Raw genomic sequence first — 20,821 nt, forward strand, 5'->3', positions numbered from 1 at the left:
TCCTTCATCTGGAATAATTCCATTCTTCGCTCTTATACTTGGACTCCAGTGCATGTACTTCGGCGACTTGTTCCTCCGAAAGCTTAAACGGCTTCAATTCGATATCGAGACCGCGCTCAAATCCTGTCTTAAACGCTTGTTTGGCTTCTTCAAAATTGATGGGATGCTTGGATACTTCGTTGATGGCGACTGCTTTGTCGCCAAATGCCCGCCTTGCCCGTTCTTTTACGTGATCGTTTGGAAAAACGAATAAATCGAACAGTTTAACTTTATCCACATGCAAGGGAATCGAACCATGCTGCAAGATCACGCCTTTCTTCCTTGTTTGAGCGCTTCCTGCCGCTTTTTTACCGGCTACAATCAATTCATACCATGACGGTTCTTCAAAGCAGACTGCCGAGTCGGTCGTTTCCAGCTTTCCTTCCGGTACAGCGAATTCTGCTTCGATCCCCAGATTTTTGAAACCTTCCAGCAATCCGTGGGAAATTGCCAAATAGGCTCCTTTCACGGAAGCCGGCATCGCTTCATGGTCCTCTGAAACAAGGACGCTGTATGTAAGTTCCTGGTCGTGGAGTACCGCTCTCCCGCCAGTCTGTCTGCGAACAAGTTCGATACCATGCTGCCGGGCTCCTTTCACATCGATTTTGCCATTCACTTTCTGAAAGTAGCCTACAGAAATCCCGGCTGGTTTCCATCCATAAAAACGGAGGACCGGTGGAATCTCCCCCTGGCTGTGCCAATTCAGAAGAGCTTCATCCAATGCCATGTTAAAGGATGGGGTACCGTGGCCTGAATCGACGAAATACCATGTTTCTTTCAATATACTCCCCTTCTTTTCCATGTATTTTTATTCAATGCAATTTTAACAAGTTAGCACTAGATGTCAAAAAATTGGTTTAATTGATAAAATTGGGTATATTTGCTCATTTCAAAGGGCAGAGGGGGATGTGCCTGGGACAAAAGCAGCGTGACCAAAATAAAGAAAAAGTAAACCGTGCTCCTTTCTTTTGAGTCTTTCCCCTCCGGCAAGATACGAACTACGCATCAAACCAAAGGATAACTAAGGAATAAAAAGTAAAAACGGAACGAATTCATGGTCATTTTAGAATTCGTTCCGTTTTTGTTTTGGTGGCCATGCTTTTGTCCCGGCCAACTGGTATTTTTAATTGATACTCCTGTCGTAGATGGAAGTCATCCATTCAACGATGCCCTTATTTTCTTCGATGCGAAGCTGTTCGACATTGTGATGGCCGATAATGCGGCCGTCCCGGATAGCGATTACTTCATCAAGTATCGTTTCGATTTCCTTGATTTCATGGGTGGTGATAAGCACGATTTGCCTTTCTAAATCAATAAACGAAATCAGACCTTTGACAATGGAGTCACGTACCATCGGATCAAGTCCGGAAAGCGGTTCGTCCATCAAAATGACCGGAACCTCTCTGGCAAGCGTCAGGACAATTTTCAGTCGGCCGCGATTTCCTTTGGAAAGCTGTTTCAATTTAGCATCGGGGTCGAGCTTCATAAAAGCACGGATTTCCTCCGCTTTCTCCTTATTGAAATCGGCAAACTGTTCGGCAAAAAAATCGATCGTCTGGCCTACATTATAAAAACTGTAATAGTCATCAAGCTCTGATAGATAAGAAACCTGACTGGCGATTCTGCGATCGACAGGATTTCCGTTCACTTTCACGGAACCACCGGAAGGACGGACAAGTCCGGCAATCAACTTCAATGTCGTCGATTTCCCGCTTCCGTTTTCCCCGACGAGACCGATTATTTTTCCTTTGGTCAGTTCCAGGGAGATGTCCTGTAAAGCACTCTTTTTCATAAAACGTTTGTTTACTTTTTCCAATTGGATCATTCGGTGTCCTCCTCCTTATTCTTGGTCAAATAGCTTTGCAATCCTGATTCAATTTCTTCATTTTTATAGCCCATTTCATGCATGCTGGCAACGAATTGAGAAATTTCTTCTTGTTTGAGCCGTTCCCTCATGTCCTGCAGGATGCTTTGATTTTCGGTCACAAACGTCCCTTGTCCTCGTCTTGATTCCACGATCATCATTCCTTCCAGTTCACGATAGGTTCTTTGTACCGTATTCGGGTTGACGTTTACCTGCAATCCCATTTCCCGGACGGAAGGCAGTTTATCACCAGGTTGTAACTCGCCCCGTAAAATTTGCTTGTTGATGCGTTCAGCCAGTTGGCTATATATAGGGGTTGATGAGTGAAAGGTATCGGACATTTTTTACACCTCGACTTTTCTATCAAGCATCCAGCTTGCAGCAAAAAACAATAGGAGGACGACAATCGTTTCTAACAAGTAAGATCCAAGAAATACATGGACCGTATCGAATTCAGTGAAAAACTCGACGCCATCGGCCTCAAACTTACGATTGAAAACAAAGCCGTTCAGTTCTATTTCCCCCCAAGAAGTCAAGCTTCGGTGAACCGCTGTTTCGGAGAATTTCCCCCACAGGTAGGTGGAAGTCCCGAAAAGGACAAAGGTGAAGCAAAAACTGATAAATCCACCAAAGTAGCGGTTGAACAACAGGTAGACCATATAGAAAAATACAAAGTAAATCGAAAAGTCTATTGCAAACAGAACAACATGCAGCCCGCCGAAAAAGCCGATATTAGTCAGGTTGAAATCGGCTTGCAGCTGGCTTATGGTGCCGGATGCTTGCGCTGAAGCAATCAAGGTGCCACCTGTGATGAGCAAGGTGACCAGCATGGAAATGAATCCTGCACTCATTTTTGCCAGAAGCAATGAGGATCCTGGAAGAGGATTATGCAGCCAGAGATGTAACTTTTTCTTTTCTGCTTTCAGGCTGAAATTCATGTAGTAAATTAGATAAAAGATTTGCATTGTGACTGCTGCTAACGATACAGCAGAGATTGCTTCCGCCGCCAATCCGGATCTCCCTCCGAAATAAGCCGCGACTGCCACTGCAATAATAAAAATGATAATTGGAACGAGAAAGACAGGCATCCCCATCCGCAATTCTTTCTTCGCGAGACTCGTAAATGCATTCATACAGATTCCTCCTGTTTTTGTTGTATTATTGTATTAGTTAAATAGTACACTAATACTAACGTACAGGTCAATAGGTTTTTCAAATTAATTACTAATCGATGTGGTTAACGAAAATAGAGTGCATCATTAATAGGCGTTTTTTTAGGAGGAAAGTATTGTATTAATGGTTACTTCTGTAGCCAAGGTTGCAAATGTGCAAAGGTAAGAAAATCTTTCCCTTATCGTTATTGGTGATTTTTTCCTTTGAACAACAGATAGAATACTTGAAGGTAACTAGCTATGCAGGTTTGACTAGCAACCACATTGCTAGTAATTTACATAGATTTACATAATGTTCATGCCTGCTTCATACTGCCACCTTACACTAATAGTGATACTAAAATCATAAGGAGGTAGCCATGAAGAGGAGGACGTTACAAAAAAGAGTGCGTCAATTTTTGTCGCTGAGCATCATTTTCACCGTTTTACTGATGGACGCAGCTGTATCCCTGCCTGGAGGTTTAAGCGTTTCTGCTGCTACGGACGTTGCGCCCCAATTAAAGGAAGAGAAATCCATGGAAGAATCATCTGTACAACATGGAGAAGAAACAACCGAAGAACTAGCAAAGTCGGAAGGAGAAAAACATACTAGTGAAACAGATGACTCTTCTCAAGATCCCAAAGAAGAAGTAGAGGATAGCCAGAAAAAAAAGACTGAGAATGAAACCGGAACAGCCCGAACGAATGAAGAAAACCCACCTAATGTAGAACAGAAGAATACATCTGATCAGCCAAAGGATACTGACCGACAGCAAGATACACAGGAACAGCTAAAAGAAGAAAAATCTCCTGCGCCACACGCGGAAGATATAAATATCGATGCTTTACCACCTTTAATGATTACCGAGATCAAACCGAAGGATGACGGCTACAGCTATTTTGAACTACATAACCATTCCAACTTGCCGTTTGTCCTTGATTTCCTGAACTTTTCAATTTCAACTGGTGGAGAACAGACAAACATAGAAGTTGCCCCTGGAATCATCCAACCCGATCAAACCCTTGTTTTCTGGAATAACGAGAAACAACGAAATACACAAGACTTTATCGACCACTATCAAGCAGATATACCTCAAAAATCGATCGTTGAATTTAACGGCCCCGTATTTACTAACGGACAAAAGCTTTCCGTGGCAATGCCGGACGGAGAGGAAATCGTTTCGGCAAGCTTTACGACGGAAGATAGGCAGTTAGGAAAAGCAGTACATTTTCAATATCCGGAAAGCGGAAAAGAAATGAGGCTTTTTCAATCAGATTCCGATACAACTCCGACGCTGACGGAAGATGGCCAGCTTCCAGAGCAGCAAATCATGCTGGCTGATACGGCGCAACCTGTCATTCATCACGATGTGATAAAAGAAGTGGAAAGCGGAAAGGCAGTAAAAGTCGAAGCAGAAATCGACACAGATGGACAAGCTGTGGTGGCAACGCTTTTCTACCAAACTGGTGATCAGCCATACTTCGATACCATCGAAATGACACCGACGGAAACGAATCGCTATTCCGCAGAATTAACTGCGGATCAATTGCAAGGGAAGACCTTTACTTATTATATGACCGTGACAACTGCCCATGATCAAGTTACTTATCCTGCGGACGCGCCGGTCGAAGTGAAGATAATCCAGCCGGAGAAGAAAGAGGAAGTACAGGCTACAGAGAAAGTAAGTCAACAAGCCGAATTGGAGGATTTTTCTTCATATCCCCATTTGTTGATTACGGAATTGTCTCCCAATTCAGAAGGAGGCGGAACGGACTATTACGAGTACTTTGAACTCTATAACAATACCGATCAGCCACTATCGTTGACCAACTATCGATTTTTTTATTACTATACGGATTCTGATAGTGAGATAGCTTTCAAGATTCCGGAAACCATCCTTGAGCCTCAGGAAACACGCGTTTTCTGGTATAACAATGGCGGGAAAACAATCGATGAATTTAATGCGAACTTTGACACGGAGTTGACGGAAGAACAGATTGTCGAGGTTACGGACTCCAGCTTTCCCGGCTTTGCCAATGGAGGAAACCGTGCGCTTATTTTGCAGGACAACCTTGGAGAACAAGTAATCTATGCTGATTATCTAGGAGAAGAGAATGATAATACAGGGGCAGACATTCATTACCAATATCCAAGGGAAGGGAAGGTCATGAAAAAGTACCGGACCATGGCAGAACCTACACCAGGTGCGATTGACCTGGAACAAGTACCGGCACAGCCCGTCCCTGTACCGGAAACAGATGAAGATGTCACAGAGCCCGTCATCAACCATAAGCCCGTTTTGGAAGCGACCGCCTTTTCCTCATTAACCGTCGAAGCGACTATCACAGATGATCGGGCCGTGCCTACTGCTACGTTATATGTAAAAGTAGAAGGTGAGGAGGAATATACAGCGCTTGCGATGTCAGCAGCCGGAGCCAATCCAGCCACTTACACAGCCGAGATACCAGGTATCTATGTCAGGGAGGATTTTTGTTATTATATCGAAGCTAGTGACGGCACTCATACTGTACGGACGAAGGAAGCTAGCGTCAAAGTGGAAAAACAGGAGGCGGATCCGGAAAAGCTGCCCTCCCTGCTCGTGACAGAGGTGGTTCCTGATTCAACCAACACTGGATCCGCTGATGGTTATGAATTCATCGAAGTCTACAACAATACCAATCAAGCCATTAATTTCCAAGATTACAAGCTTCAATACCGCTATGGCACAGATCCGGAAAGTGATATTCTCTGGCCGTCGGTTCCTGATGATGTCGTCATACCATCCGGTGAAACGCTAGTGTTTTGGGTTATTAACGGGGAAAACGGCGGCCGGTCCGTGGCCGATTTCAATGCCAACTATGGTACCGGCCTGGTGGAAAACCAGGACATCGTCCGTATCCACACGGCAGGAATGGCTAACGGAAGTATGAGAGGGCTGATTGTTGCGACCAATGCAGGAGAAGAATTATCGATTGCTTATTATAATGACGAGGAAGGAGTAGACGATACCAAGCCAGATAAAGGGATTGTCTACACTTACCCGAGGGACGGTTCGAACTTGATGAAGAAGGTGAGCGCAGGTCTGATGCAAGCAACCCCTGGTTCGGTAGAAGATTATCAGGTTCCTGGAAGCCCGGTTACGGTGCCGGTGGATGACGCCCCTCCGTCCATAGAAAACGTGACAGAGGTAACCGAAGTGAACCAGACGGACGACATCGATTTGACCGCCGATGTAACAGACGATATCGCAGTGAAGACCGTTCGGGTACACTATCGCACGAATGAACAGGAAGCGTATCAATCCGCACTTCTTCAAGAAGATTACGATGATATGCTGTTCCATTTCCGTATTTACTCGCCGGATATAATTGCGAAAGAATATGTCGAATATTATTTCACAGCATCCGACGGAACGAATCAAACGATTAGCGACACCTATCGCATTCAAGTGACCAGCACATTGGATGATTCCAGTCTGAGATTGAATGTGCAGGACGGTTCTGTTTTAACCGGCGAAAAAGTCATCAAAGCGACATCGCGAGAGGATGGGCCGGAATCGCTGAAGCTGTTGATTGACGGCACTGAAGCAGGGGAGAAAACTTCACGCGCGGTCGAGCATCCCGCCTATTTCGCTTTTGAAGTGAGCGGTGTCAATACGTATTTCCAGAACGGAGTAACCATCGGGGATGAAATTGTGCATATTTTCGATGACTGGATCGCGCAATGGCAGACGATCACAATCCCGATAGAGCCGGAAAAGCTGAAGGTTGGCGCCAATACGATTACCATACGGGCGGGTAATAAAGCAACACCTTGGGAAGGTGATCCGGGAGAAAACCGGGATGATTACAACCTGCGGAATGTCCGGCTGGTACTGTCGGATGGCACGGTGCTGACCGACCCGTTACATGCCGATGCCGAAACGGTGCTGGATATGGGCGATGATGGGGCGATGCGCATTTCGGAAGACTTCACCTTTACGATCGAAGAAGAACTTGCTCCATCCAAAGCATATCTATGGGACACAGAGCAGGTACAGGACGGAAGGCATATCATTAGTGCAGAAGATCAGGATGAACGATTGGACACCGAAGTGTATGTCGACAATACAGCTCCCCAGATCGAAACAAATATAAAGGAAGAACACGAATATAAGGGTGAATTTTCTATTGACGTATCCGTTTCCGATGAAATTGCCGGTGTCGACGAACAGAAAATCTGGCTTGACGGAGAAGAAATCGATGTTCCTTTTGCAGCTTCTTCTGGAATGTTGGCGGCAGGAAACCATGAGTTACGGATCGAAGCTATCGATACTGTCGGCAATCAATCCGAAAAAATGCTGGAGTTTTCCGTGGTCGACGAGCATCCATCCAGTCCGGTCAATCAAACTCCGCAGGCTGATTTGAACCAACCAATTAACGGTGATCCCACCTTGCGTGTCAAAGTGGAAGATCCGATGGGCGACGCCATGGATGTGGGTTTTTATCAGGCCTATCAATATACACCAGCTGATCTTGACCATGTCGTCTCTTATAGCAACAAAGCCGATATGGAACCGCCGGCAACTCCGATTCCCGATGGAGAAACAGCATTCAGCAAGGGAGATATCGGTCTTGCTTCTGAAAAGGATGGAAAGTATATGGTGACGGACTCTACTGGACAGTTTCCTTATCATCGATTCGATGTCACCGTTGATGAACAGGTGGAAGAGGATGACTTGATCGAGCTTGTCTGGAACGGCAATTCACTGGCAGGCAGGAAAGTGACAATGTATGCCTGGAACCATCCTGAAGCGAAGTGGGAAATAGTCGACTTCCGTATAGCGGGTGACGAAGATTTTGAATTGACTGGAACTGTTTCTGTAAAAGATTTTGTCAAGGACAGCAAGATCAATGTCATTGTACAGGATGAAATTCCCAGCGGGCCGGAGGCATATGATTATACGTTTGTCTGGATGTCCGATACGCAATATTATTCGGAAAGTTACCCATACATCTACGATGAACAAACAAAATGGATTGTGGAAAACAGAGATGCGATGAATATCCAGTACGTCATGCATACTGGCGACCTGGTTGATGAATCGGACAAGGAATACCAATGGCTTCATGCCGATGATTATATGAAGACCCTTGATGATGCGGATATACCTTATGGCGTCCTGGCCGGAAACCATGATGTCGCCCAGAAAACCAATGACTATACCGAGTACTATAAGTATTTCGGAGCAGACAGGTTCCAGGACAAACCGCATTACGGCGGCTCTTATTTGAACAACCGCGGTCATTATGACTTGATTTCCGCCAACGGAAACGATTATATCATGGTGTATCTTGGCTGGGGAGTCGAAGAGGAAGGCATTGCCTGGATGAATGAAGTGCTGGCTGCTTATCCAGACCGACAGGCAATTCTCAATTTCCACGAATATTTACAGGCGACAGGAACTAGGCATCCCTTGGGAGAGAAGCTGTATAACGAAGTAGTCGTTCCGAATGAAAATGTCATTGCCGTTCTGTCAGGGCACTATCACGAAGCACAACTGCTTGTGGATGAACTCGATGACGACGGAGACGGGGCAACAGACCGTACGGTATATCAAATGCTGGCTGATTACCAGGCAGGACCTGAAGGCGGCCAAGGTTATATGCGCCTGCTCCATTTTGATACCGCCAATAACCGTATCTTCGTCAATACGTATTCTCCGTATCTGGATGATTATAATTATTATGATACGGACGCTTATCCAGATAAAGACGAATTTACGCTGGAATTGGATTTGGAAGCGAAGCAAAAGCGTGTGGCAACCGATTCGTTTGCCGTCAATGTCTACACCAATAAGGAAATCGGAACAGTCGAAGATGTTCCAAGTGGAGAAACAGCAGAGGTAACGTGGACCGGACTGGAAGAAGGGGAGACCTACTCTTGGTATACACTGGTTACCGACCAGTACACTGGTGAAACAAGGTCGGACATTTGGTCCTTTGTCAAAGGAAAAGAGGAACCGGAGCCGGAACCTCCTCAAGACGAAGAGGATCCAGTAGATGACCTGGAACCCCCTGGTACAGGTGAAAAACCAGTGCCTCCTTCAGACAGCGGGGGAGACAAGGACGATAAGCCGGCAGATCCTGTGGACCCAGGGAAAGACGAGGAAACTCCACCAGAGAACCAGCCGGAAGATAAGAATAAAGGCAGTAAGGAAGATCCGAAAGAGGGCAAAAGTGAACCACCTGCCAATGAATCTCCAACACTATTGGGCGGGAAGCTTGCTGATACAGCAACCAATTTGTACAACCTGTTGGTGTTTGGCTTCTTGCTGTTCGTCACAGGTGCGAGCTTGTTCATTTATTTTCACAGAAAAAAACGATTTACTTGATAGCCGGGAAAAGAAGATTAGATTTTAGCCAAGGCAAAAACCGAACGATGTATCAGAATCGTTCGGTTTTTTGCTAGTGAAATTTGACTCACGTTTCAAATCCCCATCGAGCACGCCAAACACATTGCTTTTCAGAGTGCTCCATTCTTGATAAAAAGGAGGAAGGAAGATATGGAAAATGAAGGAGGCTTTTCAATGACCAATCAGCAAATAAGCGGTAACATGCAGTCCTATCGGCTGAAGCAGGCAGGTTCTCTTGATGAACTTGAAAGGATACAGGAGGAAATACCCCAGGTTCAAAGGGGAGAAGTGCTGGTGAAAGTAAAAGCGACTTCTTTGAATTATCGCGATTTAGCGATGGTCCAAAATGATTATCCGGGTGGGGTCGCAGACAACCTGATTCCGCTATCGGATGGTGCTGGGGAAATCGTGGCAGTCGGTGAAGGTGTCCGCCGCTTCCAGGTAGGAGACAGGGTCGCGGGAAACTTCACAAAAGAATGGTTCGGTGGAAAACGGCCTGGGTACACGGAACCTTATGGCTCGCATAGTGATGGGTGGTTAACGGAATATAAGGTATTGAACCCCGAGCTGCTGGTCTCGGTTCCCGATCATCTTACGTACGAACAGGCGGCTACTCTTCCATGCGCTGCAGTCACGGCATGGTCGGCGCTTCACGGTCCAAGCCCATTAGCTGCCGGTGACACGGTTCTTACACTGGGAAGCGGAGGGGTGTCCGTTTTTGCCATTCAATTGGCTAAGCTGCTAGGCTTACGTGTTATCGCCACGACTTCCAGCGATAAAAAGGCAGAAAAATTGAAAGAACTCGGAGCAGAAGACGTGATTAACTATCAATCTACTCCTAATTGGGGAGAAGTGGTCAAGGAACGGACGGGAGGTGTCCAACGGGTCGTCGAAGTAGGCGGTCCGGCTACGATTAAACAATCCCTGCAGGCTGTGGCAAATGGAGAAGAAGTGGCCATGATCGGCGTTCTGACGAAAGAAGGTGACAAGCTTGATTACTTCGATATATTTGGCGGGGCATCTACCAGGACCATTGGGGTAGGCAGCCGGGAAGATTTCGAAAACATGAACAAGCTGATTGCAGATAAGAAGATGACTCCAGTCATCGACAGCATGTTTTCATTTGATCAAGCAAGAGAAGCATTTGACTATTTAGCCAGTCAGAAGTTTTTCGGGAAAATCGTGATTCGTCACGACTAGAAAATAACCATTAGAGGGTTCTTTTCGGCTCGCCAGTAATCCATGAAAGCGCAGGGTATCCTGATAGACCAGGTTTGGACGACGTTATGTCAGTACCAGCCATATGTCCAAAAAGCGTCCTTTTAGAAAATTGCCATTAAAAAAACATTTGCATATCTGACAAAATTCGTTATAATTCAATGTATCGAAAAATATATACGTACTGATGAAACTCGTATAATAGCAGGGATATGGCCTGCAAGTTTCTACCGGGTAACCGTAAATTGCCTGACTACGAGTAAGCCGAACAGTTCATTTAACGTATAGCGTCCTTTCAGTCTAGGACGTTTATGTGTTTTTTTATTGTGAAAGCAGCTTACTCTGGTAAGCTGCTTTTTTTAGTGGCATTTTTATAAAGATGAAGGGAGCGGAAACAGCTATGAGACTATTAAAAGAGAAAATCAAGACAGACGGCATTGTGTTGAATGAGAACGTTCTGAAAGTGGACTCTTTTATCAACCATCAAATGGATCCTAAGCTGATGAAGGAAATTGGGGAGGAATTTGCCCGTCTTTTTAAAGGGGAGGAAATCACCAAAGTATTGACCATCGAATCATCAGGAATTGCGCCGGCCATCATGACAGGTCTGGAGCTTGAAGTTCCGGTGATTTTCGCCAGGAAAAGAAAGTCACTGACATTGACCAGTGATGTGTACACAGCGAAAGTGTACTCTTTCACGAAGCAGGAAACCAATGAAATTACCGTATCCCATAAGTATATTGAAGAAGGAGACAATGTCCTGATCGTTGATGACTTTCTCGCCAACGGACAAGCTGCAATTGGGTTGGCGAAGTTGGTCGAGCAAGCGGGAGCGAATGTTTCCGGGATTGGCATTTTGATTGAAAAGTCCTTTCAGCCAGGTGCGGAAGAAATACGGAAGCAAGGCTATCGTTTAGAGTCTCTTGCCCGGGTCAGGTCTCTTGCCGGCAGAGAAGTCAGGTTTTGTTGATACAAAAGAAACGGTTTATCAATAATACGAGCGGAGGAGAATACAGATGAACAAAAAGAAACTGCAAACACTATCGATCGGCTTCCAGCATGTATTGGCGATGTACGCAGGAGCTGTTGTCGTTCCGTTGATTGTGGGAGGGGCATTAGCATTAACTTTCGAACAGCTCACCTATTTGATTTCGATTGATTTGCTTGCCTGTGGGATTGCCACACTTCTGCAAGTTTGGAGAAATAAATTTTTTGGCATCGGCCTGCCCGTTATGCTTGGTTGTACTTTTACCGCCGTCGGGCCGATGATCGCAATAGGCAGTCAGCATGGGATTTCTGCTATTTACGGAGCGATTCTTGTTTCCGGGCTGTTCGTCGTGTTGATTTCGAAGTACTTCAGTAAGTTGGTCCGGTTTTTCCCGCCGGTTGTCACCGGTTCTGTTGTGATGATCATCGGTTTGACACTCATCCCGGTCGCATTCAATGACATGGCAGGTGGTGAAGGTAGCGCGGATTTCGGCAATCCTGCCAATCTGTTGTTAGCATTCGGTGTTCTTGTATTCATTTTATTGTTGAATAAATTTGCGAAAGGATTTCTGCGCACGATTTCGATTCTTATCGGTTTGGTAGCCGGTACGTTTGCAGCCGCTTTGATGGGAATGGTCGATTTTTCAGAGGTTGGGGATGCTTCCTGGTTTCATTCTATCCACCCATTTTACTTTGGTGCCCCGACTTTCAATATTTCAGCCATCCTGACGATGACCTTGGTGGCGATTGTCAGTTTGATCGAATCGACTGGTGTTTATTTGGCGCTTGGCGATATAACCCAGCGCGAAGTCAGCGGAGAGGACCTGGAAAAAGGATACAGGGCGGAAGGACTTGCAATTGTGTTAGGCGGTATCTTCAATGCTTTTCCATATACTGCTTATTCACAGAACGTCGGTCTGGTACAGCTCACAGGTGTCAAAACGAAACAAGCGGTTTTTGCAGCAGGCTCCATATTGGTAGTGCTGGGTTTTCTGCCGAAAATTGCTGCTATTACGACTTTGATTCCGACCTCTGTCCTCGGGGGCGCGTCGCTCGCAATGTTCGGTATGGTGATTGCTTATGGAATAAAGATGTTAAGTCAAGTGGACTTTGAAAGTCAAGGCAACTTATTGACGGTTGCATGTTCCGTCGGAATGGGGCTTGGAGTAACGGCCGTCCCGGAAATCTTCGCCAACCTTCCCGAAAGCATCCGGATTCTGACGGACAGTGGAATCGTAGCCGGAAGTCTGACTGCCATTGTGTTGAATGTCTTGTTTAACGTGATTCCTGTGCGTTCCGAGAAATCGATTCAAAGACAGATAAGAGAAGAACAAGCGTCCTGACCAGGGCGCTTGTTCTTATAAACTTAAACAAATCCGGTTTTTCTTTTTCACATTCCCACTAAGCCGCGACTCGGCAGATGATGTTCCTTGCTACCTTTCCCTTTCGTATAAGAATGGTGGCAAATAATCTGGCAAGATACTATGCTTCATGGAGGAACGGTTTCAGGTCAGCCATTGATTTGCTTGATGAATTCCTTCATTAAACCAGGCAGGTCTGGCCAGGCATGACCGGAAATAAGATTACCGTCTGTATGAAGATGCTCTTCGATGTAAGTAGACCCTGCTGCTTCTACTTCTGGCTTGCAGGCAACATACGCTGTCATTTCGCGATTTTTTATGTGCTCCCGGACAGTTGTCAGGACGAGGCTGGCATGGCAGACCGCTGCAATCGGTTTGTTTGCTTCAAAGAAATGGCTGACGATTTTCGGCACATGTTCATTCAAACGAATGTGTTCGGGTGCCCGACCGCCAGGAATGATGAGACCGTCATATTGCTGAGGATCGATGTCTGCAAAGGCCTCGTTTGCTTCGATTAAATAGCCGGCTTTCTCGGTGTAGGTTTCCCACCCGACGAAATCGTGGACCACTGTATGCAACGGTTTCGGACTCGTCGCTGCAATGGTTGTTTCAAAGCCTTCCTCCAAACAGCGGAAATATGGATAGTAAATTTCCAACGACTCCACTGCATCACCGGCAAGAATCAAAATTTTCTTTGGCATGTAAACCCCTCCTATTCTTATTACTTAACTACTTTATTCCAGTCTCAGCTTGATAATCCTCCCTGTTTAGAAAAAAACAAGATCCTAGACGAGATGGCGAACAATGGAACTGTTAAACTATTGAGAGAGAGTAATATCTTTAATAGGAAGGGGAAATGAAAATGGCACAATCATTGCAAGGGAAGGTTGCCTACATAACTGGAGGAGGAAAAGGAATCGGTCGTGCTACTGCTCTTGCTTTGGCAAAAGAAGGGGTAAAGGTTGGCTTGATCGCACGGACCTTGCCTGATTTGAAAGCTGTCGCAGAAGAAATTAACGGAAATGGAGGAGAAGCTGCCTGCGCCTCGGCAGACGTATCGGATTTGGCGCAAGTCGAAGCCGCTGTTGGAGCTCTGAAGGAAAAAGTAGGATCGGCCGATATATTAATCAACAATGCAGGAATCGGAAAATATGCTGGTTTTCTTGACTTTGAACCGGAAGACTGGAAAAGGGTCATCGACGTCAATCTGATGGGAGCTTACTTTGTAACAAGAACGGTGCTGCCGCAGCTGATCGAGAAAAAACGGGGTGACATTATCAATATTTCTTCCACTTCTGGTTTACGGGGCACCCCTGGATCGAGTGCATACAGTGCTTCAAAGTTTGGTCTTCTGGGTATGACAGAGTCACTTGCACAGGAAGTGCGCAGGCACAACATCCGTGTGGCCGCCTTGACGCCCAGTACCGTAGCGACAGAATTGGTTTTCAAAGATAATCTGGATGAAGCGGATCAGGAAAAATATATGCAACCGGAAGATTTGGCAGAATATATGGTTGCGCAGCTGAAGTTGCATCCGAGAATATTCATCAAATCTGCATCGCTGTGGGCGACAAATCCATTTTGATCAGAATGTTAGTTTAGAGGAAGAGAGTCAACTAACCATATTGAAAGATAGTATCAGAAATGTGGTTATGGGACCTGAAGGACGTTGCGTATATTTTATGGTGGATAGGTATTTTGGTCAGCAACAGCTTGATTGTCTTTAATACAGTGTAGTCATTCCCGGAAGAAATCCTCAAAGGAGGGATGAGTTTGGATTATATCATCGCCATATTATTTGGGTTGATTGCATATGGACTGCTATTCAGAGCTTCTAAGCGGGAAAAGAGATTGTTGGGCGGTCTGGGGACAATATTAGGGATCGTTTTCCTCATCGGCAGTCAAATCGTGAAGTGGCAGTCCGGTTTTTTTGAAGGATATAACCAGGAAAGCAGTGAAGCAGTCGGAAGCTGGGTTATCCCTGGATTTATTGTTTTAGGCACCTACTTGTTATTGTTGATTAATTATCGCTGGATCGGATTTGCCTGGGGACAGACCTCTGCAGTGAAGTGGACGCTCATCGTGGCAGACATTGTGTTTAGCCTGTTTTATATTATCGGCGGGTATTGCCTACTGTTTGTATTGGGAGTGCTTTATTTTCCTTTTGCACCATAAAAAATTATATGCAAGCCGCACACATGGGTTCGGCTTGCATATACCTTCTTATCGTTGGTCGCTAATTGTAGCATTACTGTTGCTATCAGACAGCTCGGTTAAAGGATCATATGGCGGTCCGGTTTGAGTACCTGTTAACAGGGCAATATCCACGGCATTTTCAGGGTTTCCCCAAGAGTTTCCGGAGAAAGTAAATACACATCTGTCGACAACAAATCCCCTTGTATTATAGACAATATTGTTGATGATGTATCCCGTCGTTCCTGGATTTAGATAAGCAGGCTGGCGCATGGTATGAAAAATGTTATCTTTTACGAGAAGATTGGTCATATTGTTGGCGTTCGTGATAAAACCGCGATTGGTTATCCAACCTGTAGAAGGTCCTGCTTGAGGAGGACCATAAATGGTATTGTTACTGATTTGATGATTGGTTCCTCCAATTTGAATGAATGGCACTGCATAAGGGGCATTGCTTGTAAAGGTAAATCCGTCAATCGTTATTCCATTCCCGGTTACGATGAAAGGTATAACAGCAGCTTGCAACACGAGCGATGTGTTGGGATAAGCTTGGATGGTGACACCGTTTTTATTAACAGGAATACTTGCAGTAATCGGATACGTGCCCCCTAAAACATGGACCGTTCCTGTCGGTGAAACAGCAGCTATCCCTTGTTGTATCGTTCCATAAGGACTGGCATGTGAGCCGTTTCCACCTACCGCACCAGCTTGAACGTACACTTCAAAAGGACTTGGTGCTATTGTACCAGTAGGTCCTTGCGCTCCCGTAATGCCAGTAGGCCCTTGAGGCCCAGTAGGTCCAGTAGCGCCGGTCGGCCCTGTCGATCCAGTGGCCCCAGTAGCACCTCCAGGCGCGCCCGTAGGCCCAGCAGCCCCGGTAGGTCCAGCAGCGCCAGTGGGTCCAGCAGCCCCCGTTGGCCCGGCAGCCCCCGTTGGCCCGGCAACCCCGGTAGGTCCAGTAGCGCCCGTAGGTCCGGTAACACCCGTAGACCCAGCAGCGCCGGTAGGTCCGATAGCCCCCGTAGGTCCAGCAGCGCCCGTGGGACCAGTAATCCCCGTAGGCCCAGCAGCGCCGGTAGATCCGGTCACCCCCGTAGGCCCGGTAGCCCCCGTCGGTCCAGCAGCACCATTGGGTCCAGTAGCCCCCGTCGGTCCAGCAGCACCATTGGGTCCAGTAGCCCCGGTGGGTCCAGCAACTCCAGTAGGTCCGGCAGCGCCCGTGGGACCAGTAATCCCCGTAGGCCCAACAGCGCCGGTAGATCCGGTCACCCCCGTAGGCCCGGTAGCCCCCGTCGGTCCGGCAGCACCATTGGGTCCAGTAGCCCCGATGGGTCCAGCAACTCCGGTAGGTCCGGTCACCCCCTTGGGCCCGGTAGCCCCCGTCGGTCCAGCAGTACCATTGGGTCCAGTAGCCCCGATGGGCCCAGCAACTCCGGTAGGTCCGGTCACCCCCGTAGGCCCGGTAGCCCCCATCGGTCCGGCAGCGCCCGTGGGACCAGTAATCCCCGTAGGCCCAACAGCGCCGGTAGATCCGGTCACCCCCGTTGGCCCGGTAGCCCCCGTCGGTCCAGCAGCGCCCGTGGGACCAGTAATCCCCGTAGGCCCAGTAGCTCCGGTGGGTCCAGCAACTCCGGTCGGCCCGGCAGCACCAGTGGGTCCTGTAATGCCCTGCGATCCGGTGGCGTCAGCTGCGAGCAATGCCACATCATCAATGTAAACGTAAGGGGTTATAAGCGAACTGGCCGGTTTACTGATAATGACTTGTACTTGCGAAGTAGTTGGCGGAGATTTATCAGTGGTTTGATAAATCTCTATCCAAGTATCATCAGTAGCAGAAGGGATGCTGTCATAAGTGATGTCCACTTTCAACCCTTCCATCAACACGTTTTCCTGGTCATCCAAAAATAACACTTGGAATCGGATAACCGGGCTTGCTTGTAAGTCACCTTTTGATAGGGAAGCTATTAGTTCATAGCTTTGATTGGGTTCTACTGACAGTGTTTGAGAAAGTGTGGAAAAAGTTGAACTATATGCCATCCTGGCTGCATAGTATCCAGAATGTTTATGGGTAGAAGTGATGCTTACATTTTGAGCCTGCCAATATGATAAATCACCTGATTCAAAGCTTCCATTTACTATTAAGTTATCGATAGAAATAATAACCACCTCCTTTCTTTTGCTTAATTCAATCGTATGCCAAAAAAGGACAGCCTGTTGAGGACGGATGCCTTATAAAAATAACCAAGATGAATTTGATGGAAAAATGGAGAAAAAGTAGCGGAAAAAAAGCGTTTTGGGCAAAACAAAACCGAGCGAATTCGAAACGCTAATCGTGAATTCGTTCGGTTTTTAAATCTTTATTAAAATCCTTTAATATAGTAAAATCTTCAAATCAACTCCCTTTTAAGAGAAGTTCTTCCTATTGCTACGGTAATTACAGGCGCTTTCCTTTAACCAGTTAGTTGAACCCTCCAGTGGATATCGAAACAACTTGTCGGATTGGAAGGAATATTTGCCATTTATCAATAGGACAAAAAGTTTTTTTAGTTATCGGTTCGGTTTTTACATAGGGAATTAGGTTATGTCCTGGCCCTTCTTAACCAGAGAAAGATTCCTGTACTTGCTGCCAGGATGGTCTATAGGAAGGATTGGTCCTTCGGTGAAAAGCTTTTCTCTGAGTGTTCCATCCCTGTACGACTTTTTATAAATCCCGCGTTTTTGCAGGACAGGTACCACTAATTCCACAAAAGCTTCCAAATCTCCAGGTGTTACGAGGTGATTCAAGTTAAAACCATCCACACCGGATTCTTCAAATTGGAATTGGATGGCGTCTGCTACTTCTTCCGGATTTCCGACAATGATAGTAGAACGGTCCAATGTTTCAAAGCGGTCAAGTACTTCCCCTACAGTAAGCTTTTTCGGAGCATCTTTTGTCAGGGTTGCTGCTTTGTAATGCCCACCCTCTGTCTTTTTGGTGTATTCAAACGGCAATGAGCGGTCGATTTCCTCGTATTCTGAGATGTCATAACCGCTGGCACCATATTGTGCTTTGGCAGCATCCGGACTCCAATGACTGGCATATTCTTCGTATTTCCGTTCCGCTTCCTCGGTTGTTTCTCCGACGATGACATTAAGAAAGGATAAAAATTTTATTTTTGAAGTATCCCTTCCGTGTTTTTCTGCCTGTTCTTTAATGTCTTCGATGTAGTATCGGATCCTTTCCGGGGTCGGACCGCCGACAAAAATACACTCGGCATGCTTTGCGGCGAAGGCACGTCCGCGTACCGATGTGCCTGCCTGGTAAAGGACAGGAGTTCTTTGCGGAGATGGTTCACTAAGGTGCGGGCCTTCAACATTGAAGTAATTACCTTGATGTTTGATTTCGTGGACTTTTTCCGGGTTGATCAAAGTACCTTCTTGCCTGTCTTCAATGAAAGCATCATTTTCCCAGCTTCCTTCCCAAAGTTGATAGGATACATCCAGGTATTCATCGGCGATATCATATCGTTCATCGTGTTTAATCATTTCTTCGAGACCAAAGTTTCTTGCTGCGTTTGGCAGATAGGAAGTCACAATATTCCAGGCAACTCTGCCATTGGTCAAATGGTCCAGAGTGGAAAACCGTCTGGCATTTCCAAAGGGTGGTTCATAGGTGGTGCTGACAGTAATGGCGAATGCCAGGTGCTCGGTCGCTTGGGCCATTGCCGAAACAAGCAGGGCTGGATCATTCACCGGTACTTGTAAACCATCTCGTATCGATGGCGCTTTACTATTACGGTAAACATCGTAGATACCGAGTACATCAGCAAAAAACACCGCATCGAATTTACCTTTCTCCAACAAGCGGGCAAGGTCTACCCAATATTGCAGATCCTTATAGCCGCGATGCCGCTTGCTGTGCGGATGCTTCCAGAGACCATGCGAATTATGCATGGCACTGTTCATTTCGAAGGCATGTAAAATGATTTGTTTGGTCAATGGGAATTCCTCCTGTAACGAATTATTCTGCAGTTCTATTTAAGCACTATGTTTGCCGGCGATGCCCACCTTAGGTCCGAATGCTGCCGCCAGATAGCTCGTCGCCAGCATGCTTACAAATCCGAGTGCTGAACTCACGAACAAGGCGATGTATAAATTCGGCAGCAGGTGGAACTGCGTAAAGGACAAATAAGAAAGGGAACCGGTCAAAACGGAGACTATTGCGCCTGTTCGATTTCCTTTATTCCAAAAGTAGCCTAGCAGTACTGGTCCGAATACGCCGCTGATGATGGCCGAGAAACTAAATTGAATGAGCATGGCCAAGGACTCTGGCCGATTTATTGACAAGTAAAGCGAAGCCGCTCCGACAATTATCAACGAGGACTTGGCAATGACAACTGCACGCTGGTCATAGTTGGCAGGAGAAAGGCTGGATTGTTTTTTTTGCACAAGCGGCAGGTAAATGTCATTGCCGATACTGGAGGTTATCGATAGATAAAGGCTGTCTGTGCTCGAAAGTACGGCTGAAATAACGCCGACGATCATAAACGCAACGAGGACTGGTGGAAAAGCCTCGATTAAATAAGCGGGCAATGCTTGATCTGCTTCTGTCAGGCCGGGAACGAGAATCTTTGCTGCAAAACCGCCGAACACGGGCAGGTAAGAGATGAAAAACAAATGAACGCCGCTTGAAATCACAAAAGGCCGCAATTCCTCTTCTGTTTCGATTGCTAAAATTTTATTTAGCAGCTGCGGCATCAATACAAAACTGATCATCAGAAATTGGATGGCCAAAACGGTAGTGACACTGTCGTACGGCCCGTCCGGTGAAAAAGTAGATACAAGCGAAGGGTCGATGGCCGCCAATTGATCAAACATCCGGTTGAACACCTGAAAGCCTCCGCCGATTGTCCAGAACAATGAAACAATGATCAAGACAGAGGTGACAGACATCAATACCCCTTGAAAAGCATCGGTGATAATTTGCGCAAAGGCACCGCCCATCCCTATATAAACGATCGTGATTGCCACACCGGAAACCACTCCCCATTCATAAGGGATGCCGATAATGGTTTCAAAAATCGTTGCCAGGCCAACATTCTGACCGACAATGTAATAGATATTGAACAACAGCAAGATGGACACCAGGATTTGCAATGTTTTGCTGTTATACCTTTTTCCGAGCCATTCCGGCAGCGTGGAAACCCCGCCTTTTTGTTTTTGGTATTTCCAAAAAGTCTTAGCGAAAAGAAGCAAACCGAGCCATGCGGTTCCGAAGCTTCCCAAGGTGTACCACAATACCGAGATGCCATATTGATAGGCAAGACCAGGCAGGCCTAAGTACAAATTGGCACTGGCAAAGGTGGCGGCAAAGCTAGCCCCCACAAGCCATGGGCTTACTTTTCCACGGGCTGTGGCAAAGCCCGTCATCGTCTTGCTGTGTCGAGATCCCCGTTTGCCGATATAAGAAACGACAAAAAAGTATCCGACTAAAAGTGCCACAATCAAACCAATTGTCCATGTTGGCAATGTGCTCATTTAGCTGCCTCCTTGTTTTTAGGATAAATAATCGAGCAGACAAGACTGCCAATCACGGCAAACCCTATTGCAGACAATCCATACATTAGAAACATG

At 46.4% G+C, this 20,821-nt stretch carries 14 protein-coding genes and 1 riboswitch; of the genes, 6 read left to right on the top strand and 8 right to left on the bottom strand.

From position 1 onward, the window contains the following. Positions 1-4: 4 nt before the first annotated feature. From F6X55_RS09550 to F6X55_RS09565, 4 genes are all read right to left on the bottom strand, one after another. Positions 5-823 carry a lipoate--protein ligase family protein gene (locus tag F6X55_RS09550; protein ID WP_153463323.1) on the bottom strand — a complete coding sequence of 273 codons (819 nt, stop codon included), beginning with the start codon at positions 821-823 and terminating at the stop codon, positions 5-7. A 339-nt stretch (positions 824-1,162) separates the two neighbouring features. Then, complete coding sequence (locus F6X55_RS09555; RefSeq protein ID WP_026572062.1) at positions 1,163-1,864, bottom strand: ABC transporter ATP-binding protein; 702 nt, start codon at positions 1,862-1,864, stop codon at positions 1,163-1,165. Further along, on the bottom strand, positions 1,861-2,244 hold the full coding sequence (locus F6X55_RS09560; protein WP_026572063.1) for a GntR family transcriptional regulator: 384 nt from the start codon (positions 2,242-2,244) through the stop codon (positions 1,861-1,863). Before F6X55_RS09560 ends, F6X55_RS09555 begins: the two co-directional genes overlap by 4 nt. 3 nt (positions 2,245-2,247) lie before the next feature. Continuing rightward, positions 2,248-3,036: a hypothetical protein gene (locus tag F6X55_RS09565; RefSeq protein WP_026572064.1), complete on the bottom strand. Its 789-nt coding sequence runs from the start codon at positions 3,034-3,036 to the stop codon at positions 2,248-2,250. A gap of 398 nt (positions 3,037-3,434) precedes the next feature. On the opposite strand from F6X55_RS09565, the gene F6X55_RS09570 reads away from it, so the two are divergent. The 4 genes from F6X55_RS09570 to F6X55_RS09585 all read left to right on the top strand — a co-directional run bounded on the left by F6X55_RS09570 (position 3,435) and on the right by F6X55_RS09585 (position 12,997). Further along, positions 3,435-9,428: a lamin tail domain-containing metallophosphoesterase family protein gene (locus F6X55_RS09570; RefSeq protein WP_153462926.1), complete on the top strand. Its 5,994-nt coding sequence runs from the start codon at positions 3,435-3,437 to the stop codon at positions 9,426-9,428. A gap of 171 nt (positions 9,429-9,599) precedes the next feature. After that, positions 9,600-10,649, top strand: a complete 1,050-nt coding sequence (locus F6X55_RS09575) for a zinc-dependent alcohol dehydrogenase family protein (protein WP_202616129.1) — start codon at positions 9,600-9,602, stop codon at positions 10,647-10,649. A gap of 192 nt (positions 10,650-10,841) precedes the next feature. Then, positions 10,842-10,943, top strand: a riboswitch (purine riboswitch). 124 nt (positions 10,944-11,067) lie between these two features. After that, positions 11,068-11,637 carry a xanthine phosphoribosyltransferase gene (locus tag F6X55_RS09580; protein ID WP_153462928.1) on the top strand — a complete coding sequence of 190 codons (570 nt, stop codon included), beginning with the start codon at positions 11,068-11,070 and terminating at the stop codon, positions 11,635-11,637. Positions 11,638-11,683: 46 nt separating this feature from the next. Then, complete coding sequence (locus F6X55_RS09585; RefSeq protein ID WP_026572068.1) at positions 11,684-12,997, top strand: nucleobase:cation symporter-2 family protein; 1,314 nt, start codon at positions 11,684-11,686, stop codon at positions 12,995-12,997. Positions 12,998-13,164: 167 nt separating this feature from the next. Here F6X55_RS09585 and F6X55_RS09590 read toward each other — a convergent pair whose 3' ends face one another. Further along, positions 13,165-13,716, bottom strand: coding sequence for a DJ-1/PfpI family protein (locus F6X55_RS09590; RefSeq protein WP_026572069.1), 552 nt, complete (start codon positions 13,714-13,716; stop codon positions 13,165-13,167). A 161-nt stretch (positions 13,717-13,877) separates the two neighbouring features. On the opposite strand from F6X55_RS09590, the gene F6X55_RS09595 reads away from it, so the two are divergent. Both F6X55_RS09595 and F6X55_RS09600 read left to right on the top strand, forming a co-directional pair. Further along, positions 13,878-14,600, top strand: coding sequence for a 3-ketoacyl-ACP reductase (locus tag F6X55_RS09595; protein ID WP_026572070.1), 723 nt, complete (start codon positions 13,878-13,880; stop codon positions 14,598-14,600). 188 nt (positions 14,601-14,788) lie between these two features. Beyond that, positions 14,789-15,190, top strand: a complete 402-nt coding sequence (locus tag F6X55_RS09600; RefSeq protein WP_026572071.1) for a hypothetical protein — start codon at positions 14,789-14,791, stop codon at positions 15,188-15,190. 48 nt (positions 15,191-15,238) lie between these two features. On the opposite strand, the gene F6X55_RS09605 is transcribed toward F6X55_RS09600, so the two are convergent. The 3 genes from F6X55_RS09605 to F6X55_RS09615 all read right to left on the bottom strand — a co-directional run bounded on the left by F6X55_RS09605 (position 15,239) and on the right by F6X55_RS09615 (position 20,725). Further along, positions 15,239-17,365 carry an NTTRR-F1 domain gene (locus F6X55_RS09605; RefSeq protein ID WP_153463327.1) on the bottom strand — a complete coding sequence of 709 codons (2,127 nt, stop codon included), beginning with the start codon at positions 17,363-17,365 and terminating at the stop codon, positions 15,239-15,241. A 417-nt stretch (positions 17,366-17,782) separates the two neighbouring features. Then, positions 17,783-19,186, bottom strand: a complete 1,404-nt coding sequence (locus tag F6X55_RS09610; protein WP_153462930.1) for an LLM class flavin-dependent oxidoreductase — start codon at positions 19,184-19,186, stop codon at positions 17,783-17,785. Between the two features lie 39 nt (positions 19,187-19,225). After that, entirely contained in the window at positions 19,226-20,725 is a 1,500-nt protein-coding gene (locus F6X55_RS09615) for a sodium:solute symporter family protein (RefSeq protein ID WP_153462932.1), read from the bottom strand. Positions 20,726-20,821 lie beyond the last annotated feature (96 nt).

The sequence above is a fragment of the Sediminibacillus terrae genome (assembly GCF_009602435.1).
Classification (GTDB): domain Bacteria; phylum Bacillota; class Bacilli; order Bacillales; family Amphibacillaceae; genus Sediminibacillus; species Sediminibacillus terrae.

Excerpts from the sequence above, each read along its gene's own strand:
- F6X55_RS09595 (WP_026572070.1), top strand. The coding sequence starts at position 13,878 with ATGGCACAATCATTGCAAGGGAAGGTTGCCTACATAACTGGAGGAGGA.
- F6X55_RS09615 (WP_153462932.1), bottom strand. The coding sequence starts at position 20,725 with ATGAGCACATTGCCAACATGGACAATTGGTTTGATTGTGGCACTTTTA.
- F6X55_RS09555 (WP_026572062.1), bottom strand. The coding sequence starts at position 1,864 with ATGATCCAATTGGAAAAAGTAAACAAACGTTTTATGAAAAAGAGTGCT.
- F6X55_RS09590 (WP_026572069.1), bottom strand. The coding sequence starts at position 13,716 with ATGCCAAAGAAAATTTTGATTCTTGCCGGTGATGCAGTGGAGTCGTTG.
- F6X55_RS09575 (WP_202616129.1), top strand. The coding sequence starts at position 9,600 with ATGGAAAATGAAGGAGGCTTTTCAATGACCAATCAGCAAATAAGCGGT.
- F6X55_RS09580 (WP_153462928.1), top strand. The coding sequence starts at position 11,068 with ATGAGACTATTAAAAGAGAAAATCAAGACAGACGGCATTGTGTTGAAT.
- F6X55_RS09565 (WP_026572064.1), bottom strand. The coding sequence starts at position 3,036 with ATGAATGCATTTACGAGTCTCGCGAAGAAAGAATTGCGGATGGGGATG.
- F6X55_RS09570 (WP_153462926.1), top strand. The coding sequence starts at position 3,435 with ATGAAGAGGAGGACGTTACAAAAAAGAGTGCGTCAATTTTTGTCGCTG.
- F6X55_RS09560 (WP_026572063.1), bottom strand. The coding sequence starts at position 2,244 with ATGTCCGATACCTTTCACTCATCAACCCCTATATATAGCCAACTGGCT.
- F6X55_RS09585 (WP_026572068.1), top strand. The coding sequence starts at position 11,684 with ATGAACAAAAAGAAACTGCAAACACTATCGATCGGCTTCCAGCATGTA.